Source organism: Citrobacter sp. Cy070 (assembly GCF_030332245.1).
GTDB classification, from domain to species: domain Bacteria; phylum Pseudomonadota; class Gammaproteobacteria; order Enterobacterales; family Enterobacteriaceae; genus Citrobacter; species Citrobacter youngae.
In genome coordinates this window covers 109,724-125,866 of record NZ_JAOWIG010000010.1, presented here as the reverse complement: position 1 = coordinate 125,866, position 16,143 = coordinate 109,724, and the positions used below count along the sequence as shown (strand labels likewise).

16 protein-coding genes, 2 pseudogenes and 1 riboswitch are annotated in these 16,143 nt (G+C 50.3%); of the genes and pseudogenes, 3 read left to right on the top strand and 15 right to left on the bottom strand.

The genetic code is table 11. The annotated features are described in order from the left end of the window. Positions 1 to 64, top strand: a 64-nt coding sequence (locus OGY19_RS01745) for an IS1 family transposase (RefSeq protein ID WP_071603212.1), incomplete at its 5' end; no start/stop codon positions are given. A gap of 69 nt (positions 65 to 133) precedes the next feature. On the opposite strand, the pseudogene OGY19_RS01740 reads toward OGY19_RS01745, so the two are convergent. Both OGY19_RS01740 and OGY19_RS01735 read right to left on the bottom strand, forming a co-directional pair. Further along, positions 134 to 232 (bottom strand): annotated as a pseudogene (locus tag OGY19_RS01740) (three component ABC system middle component); the annotation flags it as partial. After that, positions 229 to 1,452 carry an ABC-three component system protein gene (locus OGY19_RS01735; protein ID WP_149380873.1) on the bottom strand — a complete coding sequence of 408 codons (1,224 nt, stop codon included), beginning with the start codon at positions 1,450 to 1,452 and terminating at the stop codon, positions 229 to 231. The pseudogene OGY19_RS01740 and the gene OGY19_RS01735, both read right to left, overlap by 4 nt. Positions 1,453 to 1,765: 313 nt before the next feature. Here OGY19_RS01735 and OGY19_RS01730 point away from each other — a divergent pair. Beyond that, positions 1,766 to 2,200, top strand: a pseudogene (locus OGY19_RS01730) (integrase core domain-containing protein); the annotation flags it as partial. A 133-nt stretch (positions 2,201 to 2,333) separates the two neighbouring features. Here OGY19_RS01730 and OGY19_RS01725 read toward each other — a convergent pair. From OGY19_RS01725 to pth, 4 genes are all read right to left on the bottom strand, one after another. Further along, positions 2,334 to 3,050: an FRG domain-containing protein gene (locus OGY19_RS01725; RefSeq protein ID WP_188016752.1), complete on the bottom strand. Its 717-nt coding sequence runs from the start codon at positions 3,048 to 3,050 to the stop codon at positions 2,334 to 2,336. A 326-nt stretch (positions 3,051 to 3,376) separates the two neighbouring features. After that, positions 3,377 to 4,552 carry a tyrosine-type recombinase/integrase gene (locus OGY19_RS01720; RefSeq protein WP_149380879.1) on the bottom strand — a complete coding sequence of 392 codons (1,176 nt, stop codon included), beginning with the start codon at positions 4,550 to 4,552 and terminating at the stop codon, positions 3,377 to 3,379. Between the two features lie 214 nt (positions 4,553 to 4,766). Beyond that, entirely contained in the window at positions 4,767 to 5,861 is a 1,095-nt protein-coding gene (gene ychF / locus OGY19_RS01715) for a redox-regulated ATPase YchF (RefSeq protein WP_048211448.1), read from the bottom strand. Between the two features lie 115 nt (positions 5,862 to 5,976). Next, a complete protein-coding gene (gene pth / locus OGY19_RS01710) occupies positions 5,977 to 6,561 on the bottom strand; it encodes an aminoacyl-tRNA hydrolase (protein ID WP_003020814.1) in 585 nt (194 codons plus the stop codon). A 274-nt stretch (positions 6,562 to 6,835) separates the two neighbouring features. On the opposite strand from pth, the gene ychH reads away from it, so the two are divergent. Next, positions 6,836 to 7,114, top strand: coding sequence for a stress-induced protein YchH (gene ychH, locus OGY19_RS01705; protein WP_048211449.1), 279 nt, complete (start codon positions 6,836 to 6,838; stop codon positions 7,112 to 7,114). A 46-nt stretch (positions 7,115 to 7,160) separates the two neighbouring features. Here the strand turns inward: ychH and OGY19_RS01700 are convergent, their stop codons facing one another. The 9 genes from OGY19_RS01700 to dauA form a co-directional block, all read right to left on the bottom strand. Continuing rightward, positions 7,161 to 7,970 (bottom strand): cytochrome c1, encoded by an 810-nt coding sequence (locus OGY19_RS01700; protein WP_061068032.1) that lies wholly within the window; start codon positions 7,968 to 7,970, stop codon positions 7,161 to 7,163. A 4-nt stretch (positions 7,971 to 7,974) separates the two neighbouring features. Beyond that, positions 7,975 to 9,147, bottom strand: a complete 1,173-nt coding sequence (locus OGY19_RS01695; RefSeq protein ID WP_115601905.1) for a cytochrome b — start codon at positions 9,145 to 9,147, stop codon at positions 7,975 to 7,977. A gap of 1 nt (position 9,148) precedes the next feature. Beyond that, on the bottom strand, positions 9,149 to 9,700 hold the full coding sequence (gene petA / locus OGY19_RS01690) for a ubiquinol-cytochrome c reductase iron-sulfur subunit (RefSeq protein WP_005122337.1): 552 nt from the start codon (positions 9,698 to 9,700) through the stop codon (positions 9,149 to 9,151). Between the two features lie 24 nt (positions 9,701 to 9,724). Further along, positions 9,725 to 10,165 carry a pseudoazurin gene (locus OGY19_RS01685; RefSeq protein WP_048211453.1) on the bottom strand — a complete coding sequence of 147 codons (441 nt, stop codon included), beginning with the start codon at positions 10,163 to 10,165 and terminating at the stop codon, positions 9,725 to 9,727. Between the two features lie 18 nt (positions 10,166 to 10,183). Further along, positions 10,184 to 10,963, bottom strand: coding sequence for an ABC transporter ATP-binding protein (locus tag OGY19_RS01680; protein WP_115601906.1), 780 nt, complete (start codon positions 10,961 to 10,963; stop codon positions 10,184 to 10,186). Further along, positions 10,960 to 12,024 carry a FecCD family ABC transporter permease gene (locus OGY19_RS01675; RefSeq protein WP_115601907.1) on the bottom strand — a complete coding sequence of 355 codons (1,065 nt, stop codon included), beginning with the start codon at positions 12,022 to 12,024 and terminating at the stop codon, positions 10,960 to 10,962. Before OGY19_RS01675 ends, OGY19_RS01680 begins: the two co-directional genes overlap by 4 nt. Before the next feature lie 65 nt (positions 12,025 to 12,089). Beyond that, the gene (locus OGY19_RS01670) at positions 12,090 to 13,142 is read right to left on the bottom strand and encodes an ABC transporter substrate-binding protein (RefSeq protein ID WP_048212574.1); all 1,053 of its coding nucleotides are present in this window, start codon (positions 13,140 to 13,142) and stop codon (positions 12,090 to 12,092) included. 211 nt (positions 13,143 to 13,353) lie between these two features. Then, positions 13,354 to 13,583: riboswitch (cobalamin riboswitch) on the bottom strand. Positions 13,584 to 13,825: 242 nt separating this feature from the next. Next, positions 13,826 to 14,341: a GNAT family N-acetyltransferase gene (locus tag OGY19_RS01665; RefSeq protein WP_115602406.1), complete on the bottom strand. Its 516-nt coding sequence runs from the start codon at positions 14,339 to 14,341 to the stop codon at positions 13,826 to 13,828. A gap of 108 nt (positions 14,342 to 14,449) precedes the next feature. Further along, complete coding sequence (gene dauA, locus OGY19_RS01660; RefSeq protein ID WP_075551372.1) at positions 14,450 to 16,129, bottom strand: C4-dicarboxylic acid transporter DauA; 1,680 nt, start codon at positions 16,127 to 16,129, stop codon at positions 14,450 to 14,452. Between the last annotated feature and the right edge of the window lie 14 nt (positions 16,130 to 16,143).

Below are 16,143 nucleotides of genomic sequence, written 5' to 3'. Positions count from 1 at the left end.
AAAATCGGTGGAGCTGCATGACAAAGTCATCGGGCATTATCTGAACATAAAACACTATCAATAAGTTGGAGTCATTACCACATAATGGTAAAACTAAAAGAGCCAGAGAAAATGGCATGCCCTGTGAATTTTCCTCTTCGTAGCTCTGAATTGCTCTGAATAGTACAACACCACAAAATGCAGGATTGAAAAGATTCCTTATCTCGAATGGTCGCTGATCCCATTGCTTCATGCTTGGGCTCCTAACAATTGACCAACTCTATTTAGGAAGTGGGGATGCCAGAAAATTTTGGGTCGTGGTCTACTGTTCGCAAGGATGTGAAATCCTCCTCGAACCACATAAGGCTCAGTCACTCGTTCTCGGATACGCAATGATTGAATATTACCACTTTCAAGATCGGCCCATTGATACAATGCTTTTCCCGCAGTAATAAGTACATCGTCAGCTGAGTTTTCATCTAATTCTTCAAAAACGACGTCTTTATAGCGACTCCATTCATCAACAAGGCGGTCTTCATAATCTTCCATCTCTCCTGTAACCAAAAGGTTTTCACGAGCCCATGAAGATCGCTGCTCAAATGCTCGGTAGTAATCGAGAATAGCGTTTCGGATACGATTAGAGGAAACCCCTATTTCACGGAGTTGCACAACAAAGAGCCTGGGATCATTCATCGCGTCGATTTCTCCAGCGGGCATTTTTCCTCTGAACGTAATCGGCAGATTGTCCGATTTATACTCTTCAGAAAATGTCGCAAGTTTGTCGGAAATCTCATAACCAAAAATCGCCTCTTTACGTTTCCCTGTTAGCAGATCGATGATGGTGTTATTCCACCAACCTTCAAGTCGTTCAAAAATAGCTTCTCGGTTATCGCGTCTAATAATACGCATGTGCTGATTTTTAATAATTGTTGGGAGGTCTTCAATGCGAGGCCCACCATCAAATATGACTATCCGTGATAAGAAGTCATCTTTTTGCTCATCAGTCAGCTTATTGAACTCATCGGCTATTGGCGTGATCAGTTTTGACTTGCTTCTAGCCAGAGCTGTGTTGGCGAGGTGAGTTATTGATGCTGATTTATCGTCTTTTACTGGCGGTTCGACTAAGAAGTGTTGCAGGAACGAGGCGTTTGAGATAGTTCCGGTCGTAAACAGAAAGAAACGAAGATTTGCTTCGGTTTTACCATCACGATTATAGCGGTCAAGCCAGATACGGACTGACTTCCAGAAATCGGTAGACAGGTCGGTTAGTGTATCCCCATCTCCCTTGTGTTTGAGCGATGCCAGTGTTTTGACACCATCAGAATTGACGAAGTCTAGGTCATCATCTTTTTCGATCAAAACAGATGTATCTTCTGGCCACTGTAAAAGCTTAAGTAGCGCAAAACGAGGCTGATAGATATATCCTAAGCCCTGTTCACCAGCAGCGTATTGATCGCTAGATGTTCCGGTCATGTTTTAGTCCCTGCGTCGATTGCGCTTTCAGCTGTACGGCAAAATGACTCACGAAAGCAACGAGCTACCATCCAACGTTTGGCGGTACGTATCACATCATCTGTATTGGCTTAAAACAATACCACTGTGTTTCCTGCGTGAATAGAAAAAGTAAGTACTTGGGGATGCTAAATGTGAAGTGAATAGCGTTCCGTGCCGAGGTTCATCGTGTTGATGAGGTTCTTTGTAACCTGAACGGAAAAGCGTTCGGTCATGTGAAGGCTTTCGTCGGAAAAGTAAGAGATTAGTTTTATTGGAGTAAAAGTTTGCTGCGCGGTTACGCCTGCTAGCGGTCATTGATTTCTACAAGCGCGAATGTCTGGGGATCTGCGTGGGCCAGAATCTGCGCTCAACGGAGATTGTGGATATGCTGAACAGTATTGCGCTCAGACGTCCCTTACCACAGTTGCTGAAAACCGATAAGGGCTCTGAATTTTCAGGAAAAATGCTGGACAAGTGGGTGTATGAACGAGGGATCCGTATAGACTTCTCGCGACCAAGTCCGCCCAGGGATAATGCCACTGTGGAGTCGTTCAACGGCAGGCTGCGGCAGGAATGTCTGAACGAGAACTGGTTCATGTCTCTGGAGGATGCACGGTGCAAAATCGAGGCCTGGCGCATACACTATAATCAGAGTCGTCCCCATTCTGCACTGGGCTGGATGGCGCCCTCCGAATTTGCCGGTTGCCAGAATATGCAGCTAGAATGAAGCCGGTTATTCCTGATTACGGCTGGATCATATTCGGGGTCAGGATCAACCAACCGGTATTACTAACTGAAGGTTATATCTAATCTTGGGGGCAGGTCAGAGTTTTCTATTACTATCATTGTCGCACGCACTTTTATTTTTTAAATACTTTATTTTTAACTTGTTTCGCAATGACATCAACTCTTGGAGGATAAATTATGTGTCTATTAATGCCTTTATCCTCTAGTTCGAACAGTATTTCTTCAGCACATTCTGGAGTGATGCTCACCATTTTCATAGATTCTTTTAAGTATTTGTTTTTTTCTAACGGAACGAAACCATTACCCCAGTTCTGGCTATGTTTGAAAAGAGAAAAATAACCATGTTGAGCTCTCACTCGAGGTATGTTGAAGGTTGTGGAAAACAATTTTGTTCTCGTTCCAGCGAATGGTAATTCAGTCTCCTGATTATTAACAAAGTCTTTGGCTTCTGGGCACATTTGCCAGACGACTGGATTTGAGTCGGGATAACGTCTGATTTGTTCAACTGCAAACCACAGTGCAACACTAGGATCTCTCGTCCAATCCAGCAAACGAGTGGGGAGGCCATGATGTTGTGCAACTACCAGCCAATCCCAGTCATTCGTAGGTACAATATGGAGACATCTCGCAGCTTCATTTTTAAAGCAGGTAATCAGCTCTGTTTCACGTTCTAGTAGTGTGTCAGGGCTTGAATGACGACAGATATTGGGTAAAAGTGTCCATGGCATACGTTGACCACGAAAAAAGACATTCTCGGTTCTACGAACATTGTCCTTTGACCACTCTTGGTATTCTTTGAGACTACCTACTATTACCGCTGAGTTAGCCATACGCATCTCCCTATTAATGCATTTCAATTTTCCCTATTCATGGTAATGAAAATCACAATTGAACGAGATTTCTACATTACCCTACTTCTGGCGTAGTCAGGATGTTTTAGCCGACAGAGCACCTAGCCACTTGATTGTAAGCAATCATTATCTATCCGCATAGACGTGAGCATACTTATACTTTTTCAGGGCAAAGGTAATCAGCCCTACGTGAACTGTGGTTTTCCATCGGCACAACTCTGGATGATTGTTTACAGCACAACTTGGACCTTGAGGGATGCTCGGCTTGGAGTTGTATCGTCGTGATTCATTAGGCTCAATAAGTTTTAATTGAATTCTGTCATCCACGCGTCCAGTTTATCCGCCCATTCTTGCATCATAACTTTCCGTTCTTCAAGATAGATTGCATGATTATACGTTCGGCGCACATTATTGGTATCCGCGTGGGCAAGCTGAGCCTCGATAGCATCAGGCCGATAGCCCATCTCGTTTAAACGTGTGCAGCCTGTTGTTCGGGTTGCATGTGGGCTATACGTTCCGCTCCAGCCGAGGCTTTTCAATAGCTGGCGCAGTGAGTGCGATGTCATCGGGCCACGCGGGTTATCTCGCCCCGGGAAGATATGCTGTCGATGCCCGGTTAATCCCTGTAGTGTTCTGAGCATGTTGACCGCTTGTGAGGGAAGAGGAATAATGTGTTCTCTGCGGGCTTTCATTCGCGTTGCTGGAATGGTCCACAGTGCATTATCGATATCGAACTCTGCCCATTCTGCCTCGGTAACTTCGGCTGGTCGCGCCAGCGTCCACCACATTAGCCACATGCAATAGTTAACTTGGTATGAGCCGCGACTGTTGTCAAAACAGCTTAATAGCTTCCCGATTTGCTGTGGGAGCAAGGCCTGTTTGTGCTGCGTTTTATTTGCCGAAATCGCCTTACGCACCGGCCAGACAGGATCGCTATCAGCTCTGAGCGTCGAGACCGCCAGCTCAAAAACCGATGAAATAGTGCGTCGTGCTTCAGCGGCAACTGTCGGTGCGCCGCGTTTAGCAGTTTCCTGAAGAATTTTAAGAATATGGAGCGGGGTGATTTCCCTGATAGGAAGTTTGCCTACGGCGGGGAAAACTACACGCTCCAGCATATCAAGGCGGCGCGTTTTGGTGATTTCTGCCCAGTCTTTCATCTGCAACCACTCTTTGGCGATAAGTTCAAAGGTGTTGGAGGCGTCGTTGACCTTGCGTATTTTATCTAGCTGCCTAGCTTGTGCCGGGTTTACTCCCTCTGCAACTTGCTTACGTGCTTGCTCGCATTTCTCCCGCGCCTCGGCGAGCTTTACTGCTGGATACTCACCCAACGCAAACATGCTGGATTTGCCGTTGAGTTTAAACCGATAGCGCCATGCCTTTTTGCCGTTGGGTTTCACTTCGAGGTAGAGACCGTTGAAGTCATTGAGTCGATAGAGTTTTTCTTTCGGCTTGGCAGTGCGGCATTGCATATCAGTGAGCATAGCGAGTCCTTGTCTATTTCTTATACCACTATTGTACTCACCTAAAACGAAGATGGAAACTGATTGTACTCATGCCTGTACTCATTTTTAGCTGCGCTGTAGCGAGATTGCATGAGACGTCATTAAAAGAAAAACCCACGCAACTGCGTGGATTTTAGAGGGTTTGTCAGTCTTCATGGGAAGCATTGAGATCTCATGAGACAACAGAAGCTACTTAAACGTTGAACAGGAAGTTCATCACATCGCCATCTTTAACGATGTAATCTTTGCCTTCTGCACGCATCTTGCCGGCTTCTTTCGCGCCTTGCTCACCTTTATAGGTGATGAAGTCTTCAAACGCGATGGTTTGTGCGCGGATAAAGCCTTTCTCGAAGTCGGTGTGGATCTTACCAGCTGCCTGCGGGGCCGTTGCGCCGACAGGGATGGTCCATGCACGGACTTCTTTCACACCCGCGGTGAAGTAGGTCTGCAGGTTCAGCAGTTCGTAGCCTGCGCGGATAACGCGGTTCAGGCCCGGCTCTTCCAGACCCAGTTCAGCCATGAATTCTTCACGGTCAGCATCATCGAGTTCTGCGATGTCAGCTTCAACGGCAGCGCAAACGGCAACCACAACAGAACCCTCGGCAGCCGCGATTTCGCGAACTTTATCGAGGTACGGATTGTTTTCAAAACCGTCTTCGTTCACGTTGGCGATATACATGGTTGGCTTCAGCGTCAGGAAGCTCAGGTATTTGATGGCTGCTTTGTCTTCATCAGTCAGGTTTTTCAGCGCTCGCAGCATACCGGCGTTTTCCAACTGCGGCAGGCATTTTTCCAGTGCAGCCAGTTCAGCTTTAGCGTCTTTATCACCGCCTTTGGCTTTCTTCTGTACACGGTGGATAGCACGCTCGCAGGTGTCGAGATCGGACAGTGCCAGTTCGGTGTTAATAACGTCGATATCGTCAGCCGGATCCACTTTATTGTTCACGTGGATAATGTTGTCGTTTTCGAAGCAGCGAACAACGTGACCGATAGCTTCGGTTTCACGAATGTTGGTCAGGAACTGGTTACCCAGGCCTTCACCTTTGGATGCGCCTTTTACCAGACCCGCGATATCCACAAATTCCATTGTGGTGGGCAGGATACGCTGCGGTTTAACGATTTCGGCCAGTTGATCCAGACGAGGATCGGGCATCGGGACAACACCCGTGTTCGGCTCGATAGTACAGAACGGGAAGTTTGCCGCTTCAATACCCGCTTTTGTGAGCGCGTTGAACAGGGTGGATTTGCCTACGTTTGGCAAACCGACGATACCGCATTTGAATCCCATGTTTAAATCACCTTAATCTTTTGATATTCAACCTGTTATGGAAAACAGATTGTAGAAATGTAAATAACTTTGCCTATTATACACAGCACGCGAGAAAAATGCCGCACATCGCTGCTTATTGCGCTTTAAAGGTGTGTAACCGACTCGTTGCTTTGGTGAGTCCATCTTTGAATAAAATCTCGGTACAACGTGCCGCTTCGTCAATGGCTTCATCAATTAACTTCTGTTCTGAAACAGGCGGTTTGCCTAAAACAAAACCGACAACTTTATTTTTATCGCCCGGATGGCCGATTCCAACGCGTAAACGATGAAAGTTAGGGTTATTGCCTAACTTGCTGATGATGTCTTTCAGGCCGTTATGTCCGCCATGACCGCCGCCGAGCTTAAATTTGGCGACGCCGGGCGGCAGATCTAATTCATCGTGGGCGACCAGAATTTCATCAGGGTTAATGCGATAAAAGCTGGCCATTGCGCCAACGGCTTTGCCGCTCAGATTCATAAATGTGGTCGGTACCAGCAGGCGGACATCTTCACCTTCAAGCGTGACTCTGGAGGTGTAACCGAAGAATTTCGGCTCATCGCGCAGGGGGGCACGGAGTCTCTCTGCCAGTAAATCGACGTACCACGCGCCTGCATTATGTCGCGTTGCCGCATACTCTGCGCCGGGATTCGCCAGGCCGACAATCAATTTAATCGCCACGTAATTTGTCCTGAGTGTGTCTATAACCGGCGTGTAGTTTACTGTTTGCCGACGCGCTTGACAAAAAACTGCGTGGGTCGCACCGAAAACTGAATAATTGCAGAAGTGGACTATTGGAAATTGAGGGTGTTCAGTAGCTTATTTGTAAAGTTTTGTTGCGTTGCTGTTTGTATTTGTGATCACAGGCGCACTTGCGAATGGCAGTGTTGTCTATACTTTACACATAAGGATTAGGGGTATTCCCTGTAACAACCCAAAGTTCCGGAGGTGACACATGAAACGCAAAAACGCTTCGTTACTCGGTAACGTGCTCATGGCTTTAGGGTTGGTGGTGATGGTTGGTGGTGTTGGTTACTCTATTTTAAACCAGTTACCGCAATTTAATCTGCCACAGTTTTTTGCACATGGTGCCGTGCTCAGTATTTTTGTTGGTGGCGTCCTCTGGCTGGCGGGTGCCCGCGTCGGCGGACATGAACAAATCAGTGACCGCTACTGGTGGGTTCGCCATTACGACAAACGCTGCCGTCGTAATGATAGCCAACGCCACAGCTAAGTGCTGACATAACCTGCAGACCAGCCAGCGTTACGCTGACTGGTCGTTAGTTTTTCTCGTTGCTGCGCGAGCGGGATCGCATGCGCTGTAACAGTGCTAATAGCGCCAACATACTCGCCAGATATCCCATAACGACCGCTCCCTGATGTTTTCTGCTCTCAAGCTGCGGGTCAGCGGCCCATGCCAGAAACGCGGTGACATCTCGTGCGTACTGTTCTTCCGTTTGGGGAGCATGCGTTTGCATAGCCCAGGTGATGTCATTGTCAGCCAGCGGTTTGGGCATATTAATCATCCCGCCAGGGAAAAAACGGTTGGTTTTCATCTCCGGGTCATCGGTTGCATACCCGGTCAGCAGCGCATAAACATAATCAGCGCCTTGCTCGGTGTAGGGGGTGAACGCATCCAGTAAAAATCGCGGAAACCCACGGTCGTAGGTTCGCGCTCGAACGATATAACTCAGGTCAACCGGCAGCGCGCCATTATTAAGGTATTTTGCTTCCTGGTCATTCAGATAAGGTGACGCGAAAACATCGTTCAGCTTGCCTTCCCGTTCGCCGGGTTGACCGTCGTCTTCAATTGTCGCGAAGACGTAGCCGCTGGCCAGTGTTTTGGCCTCCGCCTCACTGAGTTGCGGCCCTCCAGCTTTAGTTAACGTTTTGAAAGTGAGATATTTCATACCGTGGCAGGCCCGGCATTTCTCTTCATAGACCTGCAGCCCGCGTCGCAGTTGTTCGCTATCGTGTTTACCGTTCACGCCGCTAAACGACCATGTCTGCGCGGTGGGTAGCTGTGCGCAAATCGCGTTGCTCAATAAAAGAGCCAGAGTCAGAGTTGCAGTGGGTAAAAATCGCGCCATGATGTCAGTCCTGTCGTTCCAGTAAACGTCGGCACGGCAGCACAAGCAGAAACCATGCAAAATAAATAACGGTTGAAAGCTGAGACGCCGCGCGTGTCCAGCCATCGTCATCGCTAAAACCATTAATTAAGTCCGGCCCGACCAATGCTTTTGAGCCCAACCAACCCAGAAAGAGCGCATTGGCGACCCACAGCCAAAAAATGGCTTTAACCAGCCGACTGTTATTACGAAACCGTGCGTGTGACGTATCCAGCCACGGGAGAAAATAGAAAATCAGTACCGCAGCGCACATCGCAGTGATGCCTGCCAGTTCATTGGGGAAGCAGCGCAGAATGGAGAAGAAAGGCAGGAAATACCATTCAGGCGCGACGATAGCCGGTGTGAGTGTCGGGTCTGCCGGAATAAAGTTATCGGCGCTGCTGAGATAGTGCGGCGCGAAAAACAGAAACCAGGCGAACAGCATTAAAAAGAGGGTGAGTTTGATTGCATCGTTTTCGGTGATGCGAAAATCGAACAACACACGCTGAGACTCTTTGGGCGAAAATGTTTTCTTCCGCGCGTGGGCAAAAGCCGACTGGACGGTACGGATGTGCCATATCGTAACCGCGACAATGGCGAAGGGGATGATAAAGTGAAGGACATAAAAACGGCCTAATGTCGGCGTGCCGGGCATATAGCCACCGACCAAAAAGGTATATAGCGTATCGCCAATAAACGGTATCGCCCGGGCGAAACTGGTGATGACCGTAGCGGCCCAGTAGCTTTTTTGCCCCCAAATCAGGCTATAGCCGAGAAACGCGGTGATCATCAACAGCACATACAGCGTCACGCTGATTGCCCACATCTTCAGATAGGGTTTGCGGTAGACGTTGTAATACATTGCCCGGAAAATATGCAGATAACAGGCGAAGAAAAAAAGCGACGCGCCAATAGCATGCAGATTGCGCACCAGCTCACCGTGTCTGACTGCGCGCAGAATATGAACAATAGAGTCAAAAGCGGATCCCGCTGTAGGCACATAGAACATAGCCAGCACGATACCGGAGAGCATTTGCACGCCGAGCATGACCAGCAATATGAGACCAATAGCAAAGATCCACACGCCAGCGACTGAGCGGGGGACAGGAAGACGAAACTGCAGGTGATACCAGGGGGAGGACGGATAAGCGGATTTCATCTCAGGCATCCTTCGTACCAATACGCAGACTCAGGCCGTCAGCCGACACGCTAAAGTCAGGGATGGCCAGATTCGCCGTGGCCGGGCCTCGTGTTACGCGCCCGGAGGTGTCAAACTCGGAACCATGACACGGGCAGACCCAGCCCTGTCCGTTGGGGTTGGCATTGGGTACACAACCCGCGTGGGGGCAGTAACCTTGTACAACCAGCCACTGTGGATGTGCCGCTGCCACCCGCTCGCTATCTGCCTGCGGATCGGCCAGTAGACGCAGATCAGCTTGCCGCGCCGCGGCAATCTCCTCCGCCGTGCGGTGGCGAATCAGGATCAGTTTTCCCTGCCAGATACGCTTCACCGTCTGGCCAGCTGTTACGCCAGCGAGGGAGACATCAACAGGTTCATTTTCCGCCACCGTTTTATCATCCGGACCCAGCGCGGAAATGAGTGGCCAGACGGCGGCAGTCACGCCCGCTGCGCCGACAAATTTCGTCAGCTTGCACAGGCAATCGCGTCGCTGAGTTTGGATTGTTTCGCTAAGCGTTTTTTTGTCCACCACCGTTATTCTCCCTTTGTGACGGCGTTACTGTTTATCGATGCGGGTATAAATTTCCTGAAAACGCTTATCGGCAAGACCAGGGGCTTTGAACGCGCGGTAGCTGTCGGGTAAAACGGCGTCGCCGACTTTAATCAGCATGATCATGCCCTGCGCGTAGTGCGGTGAACATTTGATGCCGTAGAAACCTGCGTTGTCGTATTTCACTTCAATCTCTTCATCGATTTTGCCGATAAAGCCGGGGTATCCGGCGGGAGAGAGTTCGGCAATCGACGCGGCATTGTGGCTCTTATGCTTGCGGATAAACTTCACGCTATCACCTGGCTGGATCGCCAGATAGTCCGGCTCATAAACCATCGGGCCGCCTGTACCGCGGTTTTTCATCAGCACTTCGTAGGTTTGTGCAAAAGCCGTCGAGGTGAAGGCTAACAGGCATAAGATTTGCAAACTTTGCTTAACACATTTCATTGCGGTTCCTTTCGGTGTTTACGCGGGGCGTTGGTAACGGATAAAACAGTTCTCTTCGTCGGGGGCGTGTTCGACAATCGCGTCGATCCCAAACCAGCTATTAAGATTTTCACGGGTAAAAATGGCGGCAGGACGCCCCTGCATCGCCAGCTGTCCGGCTTTCATCACCATGATGCGGTCGCAGAACATCGCCGCATGATTCAGGTCGTGTAGGGCGGCGATGACGGTGAGTTTTTCACGTTTAACCAGATTGAGCAGGCCAATCTGATGCTGGATATCAAGATGGTTTGTCGGCTCATCCATCAGCAGTACCTGCGGCTGTTGTGCCAGCGCTCTGGCGATGTGCAGACGTTGACGCTCTCCGCCGGAGAAGGTATGCCAGCAGCGATGCTGCATGTTTTGTAGAGCGACTTTCTCCAGCATCGTCTGCACAATATCGTCGTCTTTCCTCGACCACGGCGACAGCAGGCTCAGCCATGGCGTGCGACCAAGCGAAACCGCCTGAATGGCGGTAAGACGCTCACTGGTTTCAGCCTGTTGTTCAACCAGTGCCACCTTTTGCGCCAGATGGCGGCGTGAATAGCGTCGAATATCCTGATGGTTTAACGTAACGTGCCCGGAAGACGGTTTCAGTAAACCCGCCAGGAGCGAAATCAGCGACGTTTTCCCGGAACCATTGGGGCCGATAATGCCGACAAACTCGCCGTGCGAGACCTGAAAAGAGACATCATTGACGATGGCTTTGCCTTTGACCTCCCAGTACAGATGCTGGGCGTTTACCACAGGATTAGCGGTCATTTCCCCGGATTCCCTCGTATCAAAATGATGGCAAATGCAGGTGCGCCGACCAGTGCGGTAATCACGCCGATCGGCAAGACCTGTCCTGGAAGTAAGGTGCGTGAAATAACATCCGCGACGATAAGGAAAATGGCACCAATAAGAGCGCTGACGGGCAATAGGCGATGGTGCTGATTTCCCACCAGTAACCGCGCAGCATGGGGGATGACCAGTCCGACAAAGCCAATGGCGCCGACGATTGATACCATTATGGCCGTCATCCCTGTTACGGCGGCAATCAGTACGCCACGGGTGCGTTTAACGGGAATGCCCAACGATGCCGCCGATTCCGCGCCAAACGAGAAAGCATCCAGATGGCGGGCGTAGCAAAAGCAAACGACGATGCCAATCAGCGCAGTAGGGATGGCCAGCACGACATCCGGCCAGCGTACTCCGCTGAGATTGCCCAGCAGCCAGAACATGATGCCCCGAGCCTGTTCGGCATTGGCTGAGCGCGTAATGATGAGCGAGGTAATGGCATTGAACAGCTGCGAACTGGCAATCCCGGCGAGAATGATTTGCGTGGTGGCCGAGCCGCTTTTGCCCCTTGCCGCCATCGCCAATAGCGCGACAAACAGAAATGCCGTCAGCGCGCCAATAAACGCGCCAAGCGACATGGAAATGATCCCTGCGCCAAGTCCGGTCAGGGCGATGAGCACCGCGCCCGTTGAGGCTCCGGCAGAAATACCCAGCAGGTAAGGTTCGGCCAGCGCATTGCGCAGCAGCGACTGGAGAACCACGCCTGAAACCGCCAGACAGGCTCCGCAACAGGCGGAAACCAGCGCGCGGGTCAGGCGGTAGTTCCAGATAATCCCGGCATCAAGCGCATCCACCGCATACTGTGTATCAAACAAGCGGTTTGCCAGCGTATGGCTGACATGCCGCCACGGGATAACCGTCTCACCGATTGAAATGCCCGCCAGAAGGACGCCGCACATCACCATGCTGACCCACAGCGCGTGGAACAGCGTCCTGCCTGCAAGCTGGCTCATGGCATGACGCGTCCTGCGTAATTCGCTCATTGTTTACGACTTCCCGTAATACGAAAGGGCGCTATGCCCGTATAAGGCATAACGCGCGACGAGAGTTAGTGAGTCGTCTGAGGGTGCGCCAGACCATATTGCACCAGCGCATCGGCGAGTTTTTCCAGTCCGTCAATGGTTCTGATACCCGCGTTCATGGTTTGCACGTCGATCACCGGAAGGTGGTTTTCTTTCACTGCCGGGATCAGCCGGGTAACAGGATCGGACGTGAGGTATTCCATTTTGACTTTCCAGTCATCGGCCGGGAAGCGGCGACGGCCCATCTCGCCGAGGACGATGACCGATGGATTGGCTTTGGCAATGGTTTCCCAACCTACTGTTGGCCACTCCTCGGCGGAATCAATGACATTTTTCACCCCAAGAGATTGCGCTATCCACGCCGCGGGGCCAAATTTCCCGGCGACATAGGGGTCAAGCTGCAGGTCGGCGCTGGAGAACCAAAAGACGGCAGATACGTGGTTGTCCATGCCGGCAATCTTAGCTTTCGCAGCGGCTTCACGTGCTTTCAGGCTGGCAATCAGTTCATCGCCTTTGTCCTGTACATCAAAAATTTTCGCCAGGTCGGCAATTTCCTGATAGACCATGGCGATATCAAACATGCTCTTACGCACGCCGTCGCCGCCGTCTTCGTTGTCTTTGGCACAATCGGCTGGGGCGGTATAAACCGGAACGTGTAATTCGCTAAATTGTTCGTAAGAGGCAACTGTGCCCGCAGGGCCAATCTGCCATTCAAACTGACTGGCCACCAGATCCGGTTTTTTCGCAATAATCCCTTCGAAACTCGGGATGTTTTGCGCAATGACTGCAATCTTGTCATTCGCTGCTTTGTACTGTTCAGGTACCGGGCCAAACCACAGTGATGTTCCAACAACACGATCGGCCAGACCCAGGGAATAGAGGATTTCAGTACTGTTTTGTCCAACGGTAGTCACGCGTTTTGGCGCATGATTAAACGTAATATCCCTACCACAGTTTTTGATCGTTAATGGATATTCTGTTTTTGCCGCAGAAGCCATATTGCTGGTCAGGAAGAGTGCTGCGCCAGTCAGTGCCAGAAGTGAAAGTTTGCAATAAGCAGAAGTTATTTTTGCGTGCATTAGCGTTGTCCCGTTCATGCCAGAATCTGAACGTCTGGTCATGGTTCATTTCGTTCCATAAATTCGGGACAGGCACATGACGATAGATGACATCTAATCGTGAACTGCGGGCAAGATAATATGAAAATAAAACATATTGTTGCCAATTTGTTCAGAAATTATATTATTCATTCGTCAAATAAATCACCCCATGGACCATCCCGTCCACTCAATGTATACAACCTTGACAGCAGGTCTCCTGGCTCGCGGCAATCTGAATATCGGCCTTCCCATAAAGGCGTTCTTTACAGTGACCTGTCGTGGATAATCCACGACACAGTGATATTCAGTTTCCGCTTACAGTTGCGGGGGCAGCTATGGCATAAGATTAAAATAATCCGCACCATATTCCGTTTCAAAATGATAAATAGATTCTGAAATACTGTCGGTGGGGACTTTATCGGTATCGAATAGCCCCGTCAACCGCTTGAATAAGTAGGGTCGATACCGACTTTAGTTTTTAATTCAATAAAATCAATTCGTTGCTTTGGTATTTGTGACATTAATTATGTGAAAAACACAAATGCCGATAAACTAAATGAGAATTGTTTGATGTTGATCAATTAATGTTTTCTTTGCCGAGCTGACCACGCTTAATAACGAAATTTACTGTGATATTTAATTATTTGCGCGGCGTCACATTTTTATTGATATTTTTCCATGTGTACGATTTGCTGTTCGCCACCTTCATCAAAAAAGACGGTAAAGTGATTTCGCAACCAAAACTGATAGCCACCAGGTAAAAAATGGTGGGTGTGCAGATAGCGTATTTTATATTGTTGTCGGTCGCAAAATTGTTCCGCCAGCAGGACAAGTTGGCTGCCTATGCCTTGCCGACGATATTCCTGTGCGACGTAGCAGCGGCAAATTTCCGCGGTTGAGGATAATTGATAGCGTCCGCGCAGTGCCGGTATTCGGTCATCGTACTGGCAGACCGCCAGCGTAGCGATAAGTTGCTGTCGGTTATTCCATGCGCCGAGCAACAGATTTCGCGGTTGATGGAGGTAGTGTGAGCGCAGATTTAATACATCTGCATGCGGTTCAGGTGCTGGTTGGTTAGCGTTAAAATAGAGATTTAAATGGTGGATAATAAACGACTGAACGGACGAAATATCAGCCTCAGTTATTTCACGGAATATAAATGTAGTATCAGCGTTCATCGTTGCAGATATCATCAGAACCAGGGGAACTGGATAATAGCAACTCAGACGCGTTTACAGAAGAGAAGTGTTACCGGCAAGCCTGCGCAAGCCGGTAACATCGTATGATTAAATATCTGCCAGCGCGGCATCACGGTTCGGGAAGAACGCCAGACGGCCGGGGATGGGTTGGATACCCGCGCGTGCCATGGTGCGTAGCGGCTGGAATTCCAGATTACTGATACGCAACTCACAACCTTCCGGCAGGCGTTTAACAAAACGCTGGAAGGCGTCCAGACCACCGGCATCCAGTACCGGGACGGCGTCCCACTTCAGCACCACAATGCGTTTGCCTTCAAGGCGAGATTCGAGATCGGTAAAGAGTCCCTCTGCTGCGGCAAAGAAAAGCGGGCCAATAACGCGTAGTACCAGTACATCGTTTGGTACGTCTACGTTGACCGGTGCCAGACGCGTCATGCGTGCAATACGGCGCATAAACAGCAGCGAAGCGAGAACGATACCGACGCTGATGGCGATAACCATATCGAACAGCACCGTCAAAGACATACACATCAGCATAACGATGATGTCGTCTTTTGGCGCGTGGCGCAGGAGATCCACAACTTTATGCGCTTCACTCATGTTCCATGCCACCATCAGCAGCAGGGCAGCCATCGCCGACAGCGGTAACCAGGAAAGCAGCGGCGCAAGCACCAGCAGGGCGAGGATCACCAGAATCGCGTGAATGACCGCAGAAATTGGCGACGTTGCGCCGGCACGAACGTTAGCCGCAGAACGGGCAATTGCCGCCGTGGCAGTGATACCGCCAAAGAACGGTGCGACGATGTTGCCCAGACCCTGACCAATCAATTCGCTATTGGCCTTATGCTTGGTGCCGGTCATCCCATCGAGGACGACAGCGCACAGCAGAGATTCGATTGCCCCGAGCATTGCCATCGAAAAAGCTGCGGGTAACAGTGCCTGTAATGAACTCCAGCTCAGCGTAAAGTTGGACCCTGGCATATCCCATGGCAGTACCAACTGCGGCAGCAGCTGTGGGATACCGTTACCCTGCGAGCCATCGGCCAGAATGTAATGGAACTGAGACCCGATGGTCGCTACATGGCCACCCGTCAGGTTCACGATACCCATCACCGCGCAGCCAGCCAGCAGAGCCGGGAGGTGACCGGGCAGGCGGATCCCCAGACGCGGCCAGAAAATCAGGATCCCCAGCGTGACCACGCCAATCGCGGCATCCCCCACGTTGATGGTTGGCAGGGCCATAAACAGCGCGCCGACCTTCTGCAGGTAGTGCTCAGGGACATGAGCCATCTGCAGGCCAAGAAAATCTTTAATCTGCATGGTACCGATGGTGATACCAATACCCGAGGTAAAACCTAACGTAACGGACACCGGAATGTATTCGATCAAACGACCAAAGCGGGCGAGGCCGAAAAGGATCAGGAATATCCCGGACATTAGCGTGGCGACCAGCAGACCTGCCAGTCCAAACTGTTGCGACACCGGATACAAAATCACCACGAAGGCGGCAGTTGGGCCTGATACGCTAAAGCGTGAGCCCCCGGTGAGGGCGATAACAATCCCAGCCACGGCAGAGGTGTACAGGCCGTACTGTGGTGCAACGCCACTACCGATTGCCAGCGCCATCGCCAGCGGAATGGCAATTATCCCAACCGTTATCCCGGCGATCAGGTCGCGGGTAAAGCGAGAAACGGTATATTTTTCTTTCCAACAAGCGTCGATGAGGGCGCGGAAAGGCATCACATGTGAGGAAAATAATCTGTTCACAATAATGTTTCATC

Excerpts from the sequence above, each read along its gene's own strand:
- OGY19_RS01735 (WP_149380873.1), bottom strand. The coding sequence starts at position 1,452 with ATGACCGGAACATCTAGCGATCAATACGCTGCTGGTGAACAGGGCTTA.
- OGY19_RS01725 (WP_188016752.1), bottom strand. The coding sequence starts at position 3,050 with ATGGCTAACTCAGCGGTAATAGTAGGTAGTCTCAAAGAATACCAAGAG.
- OGY19_RS01720 (WP_149380879.1), bottom strand. The coding sequence starts at position 4,552 with ATGCTCACTGATATGCAATGCCGCACTGCCAAGCCGAAAGAAAAACTC.
- ychF (WP_048211448.1), bottom strand. The coding sequence starts at position 5,861 with ATGGGATTCAAATGCGGTATCGTCGGTTTGCCAAACGTAGGCAAATCC.
- ychH (WP_048211449.1), top strand. The coding sequence starts at position 6,836 with ATGAAACGCAAAAACGCTTCGTTACTCGGTAACGTGCTCATGGCTTTA.
- OGY19_RS01700 (WP_061068032.1), bottom strand. The coding sequence starts at position 7,970 with ATGGCGCGATTTTTACCCACTGCAACTCTGACTCTGGCTCTTTTATTG.
- OGY19_RS01695 (WP_115601905.1), bottom strand. The coding sequence starts at position 9,147 with ATGAAATCCGCTTATCCGTCCTCCCCCTGGTATCACCTGCAGTTTCGT.
- OGY19_RS01685 (WP_048211453.1), bottom strand. The coding sequence starts at position 10,165 with ATGAAATGTGTTAAGCAAAGTTTGCAAATCTTATGCCTGTTAGCCTTC.
- OGY19_RS01680 (WP_115601906.1), bottom strand. The coding sequence starts at position 10,963 with ATGACCGCTAATCCTGTGGTAAACGCCCAGCATCTGTACTGGGAGGTC.
- OGY19_RS01675 (WP_115601907.1), bottom strand. The coding sequence starts at position 12,024 with ATGAGCGAATTACGCAGGACGCGTCATGCCATGAGCCAGCTTGCAGGC.
- OGY19_RS01670 (WP_048212574.1), bottom strand. The coding sequence starts at position 13,142 with ATGCACGCAAAAATAACTTCTGCTTATTGCAAACTTTCACTTCTGGCA.
- OGY19_RS01665 (WP_115602406.1), bottom strand. The coding sequence starts at position 14,341 with ATGAACGCTGATACTACATTTATATTCCGTGAAATAACTGAGGCTGAT.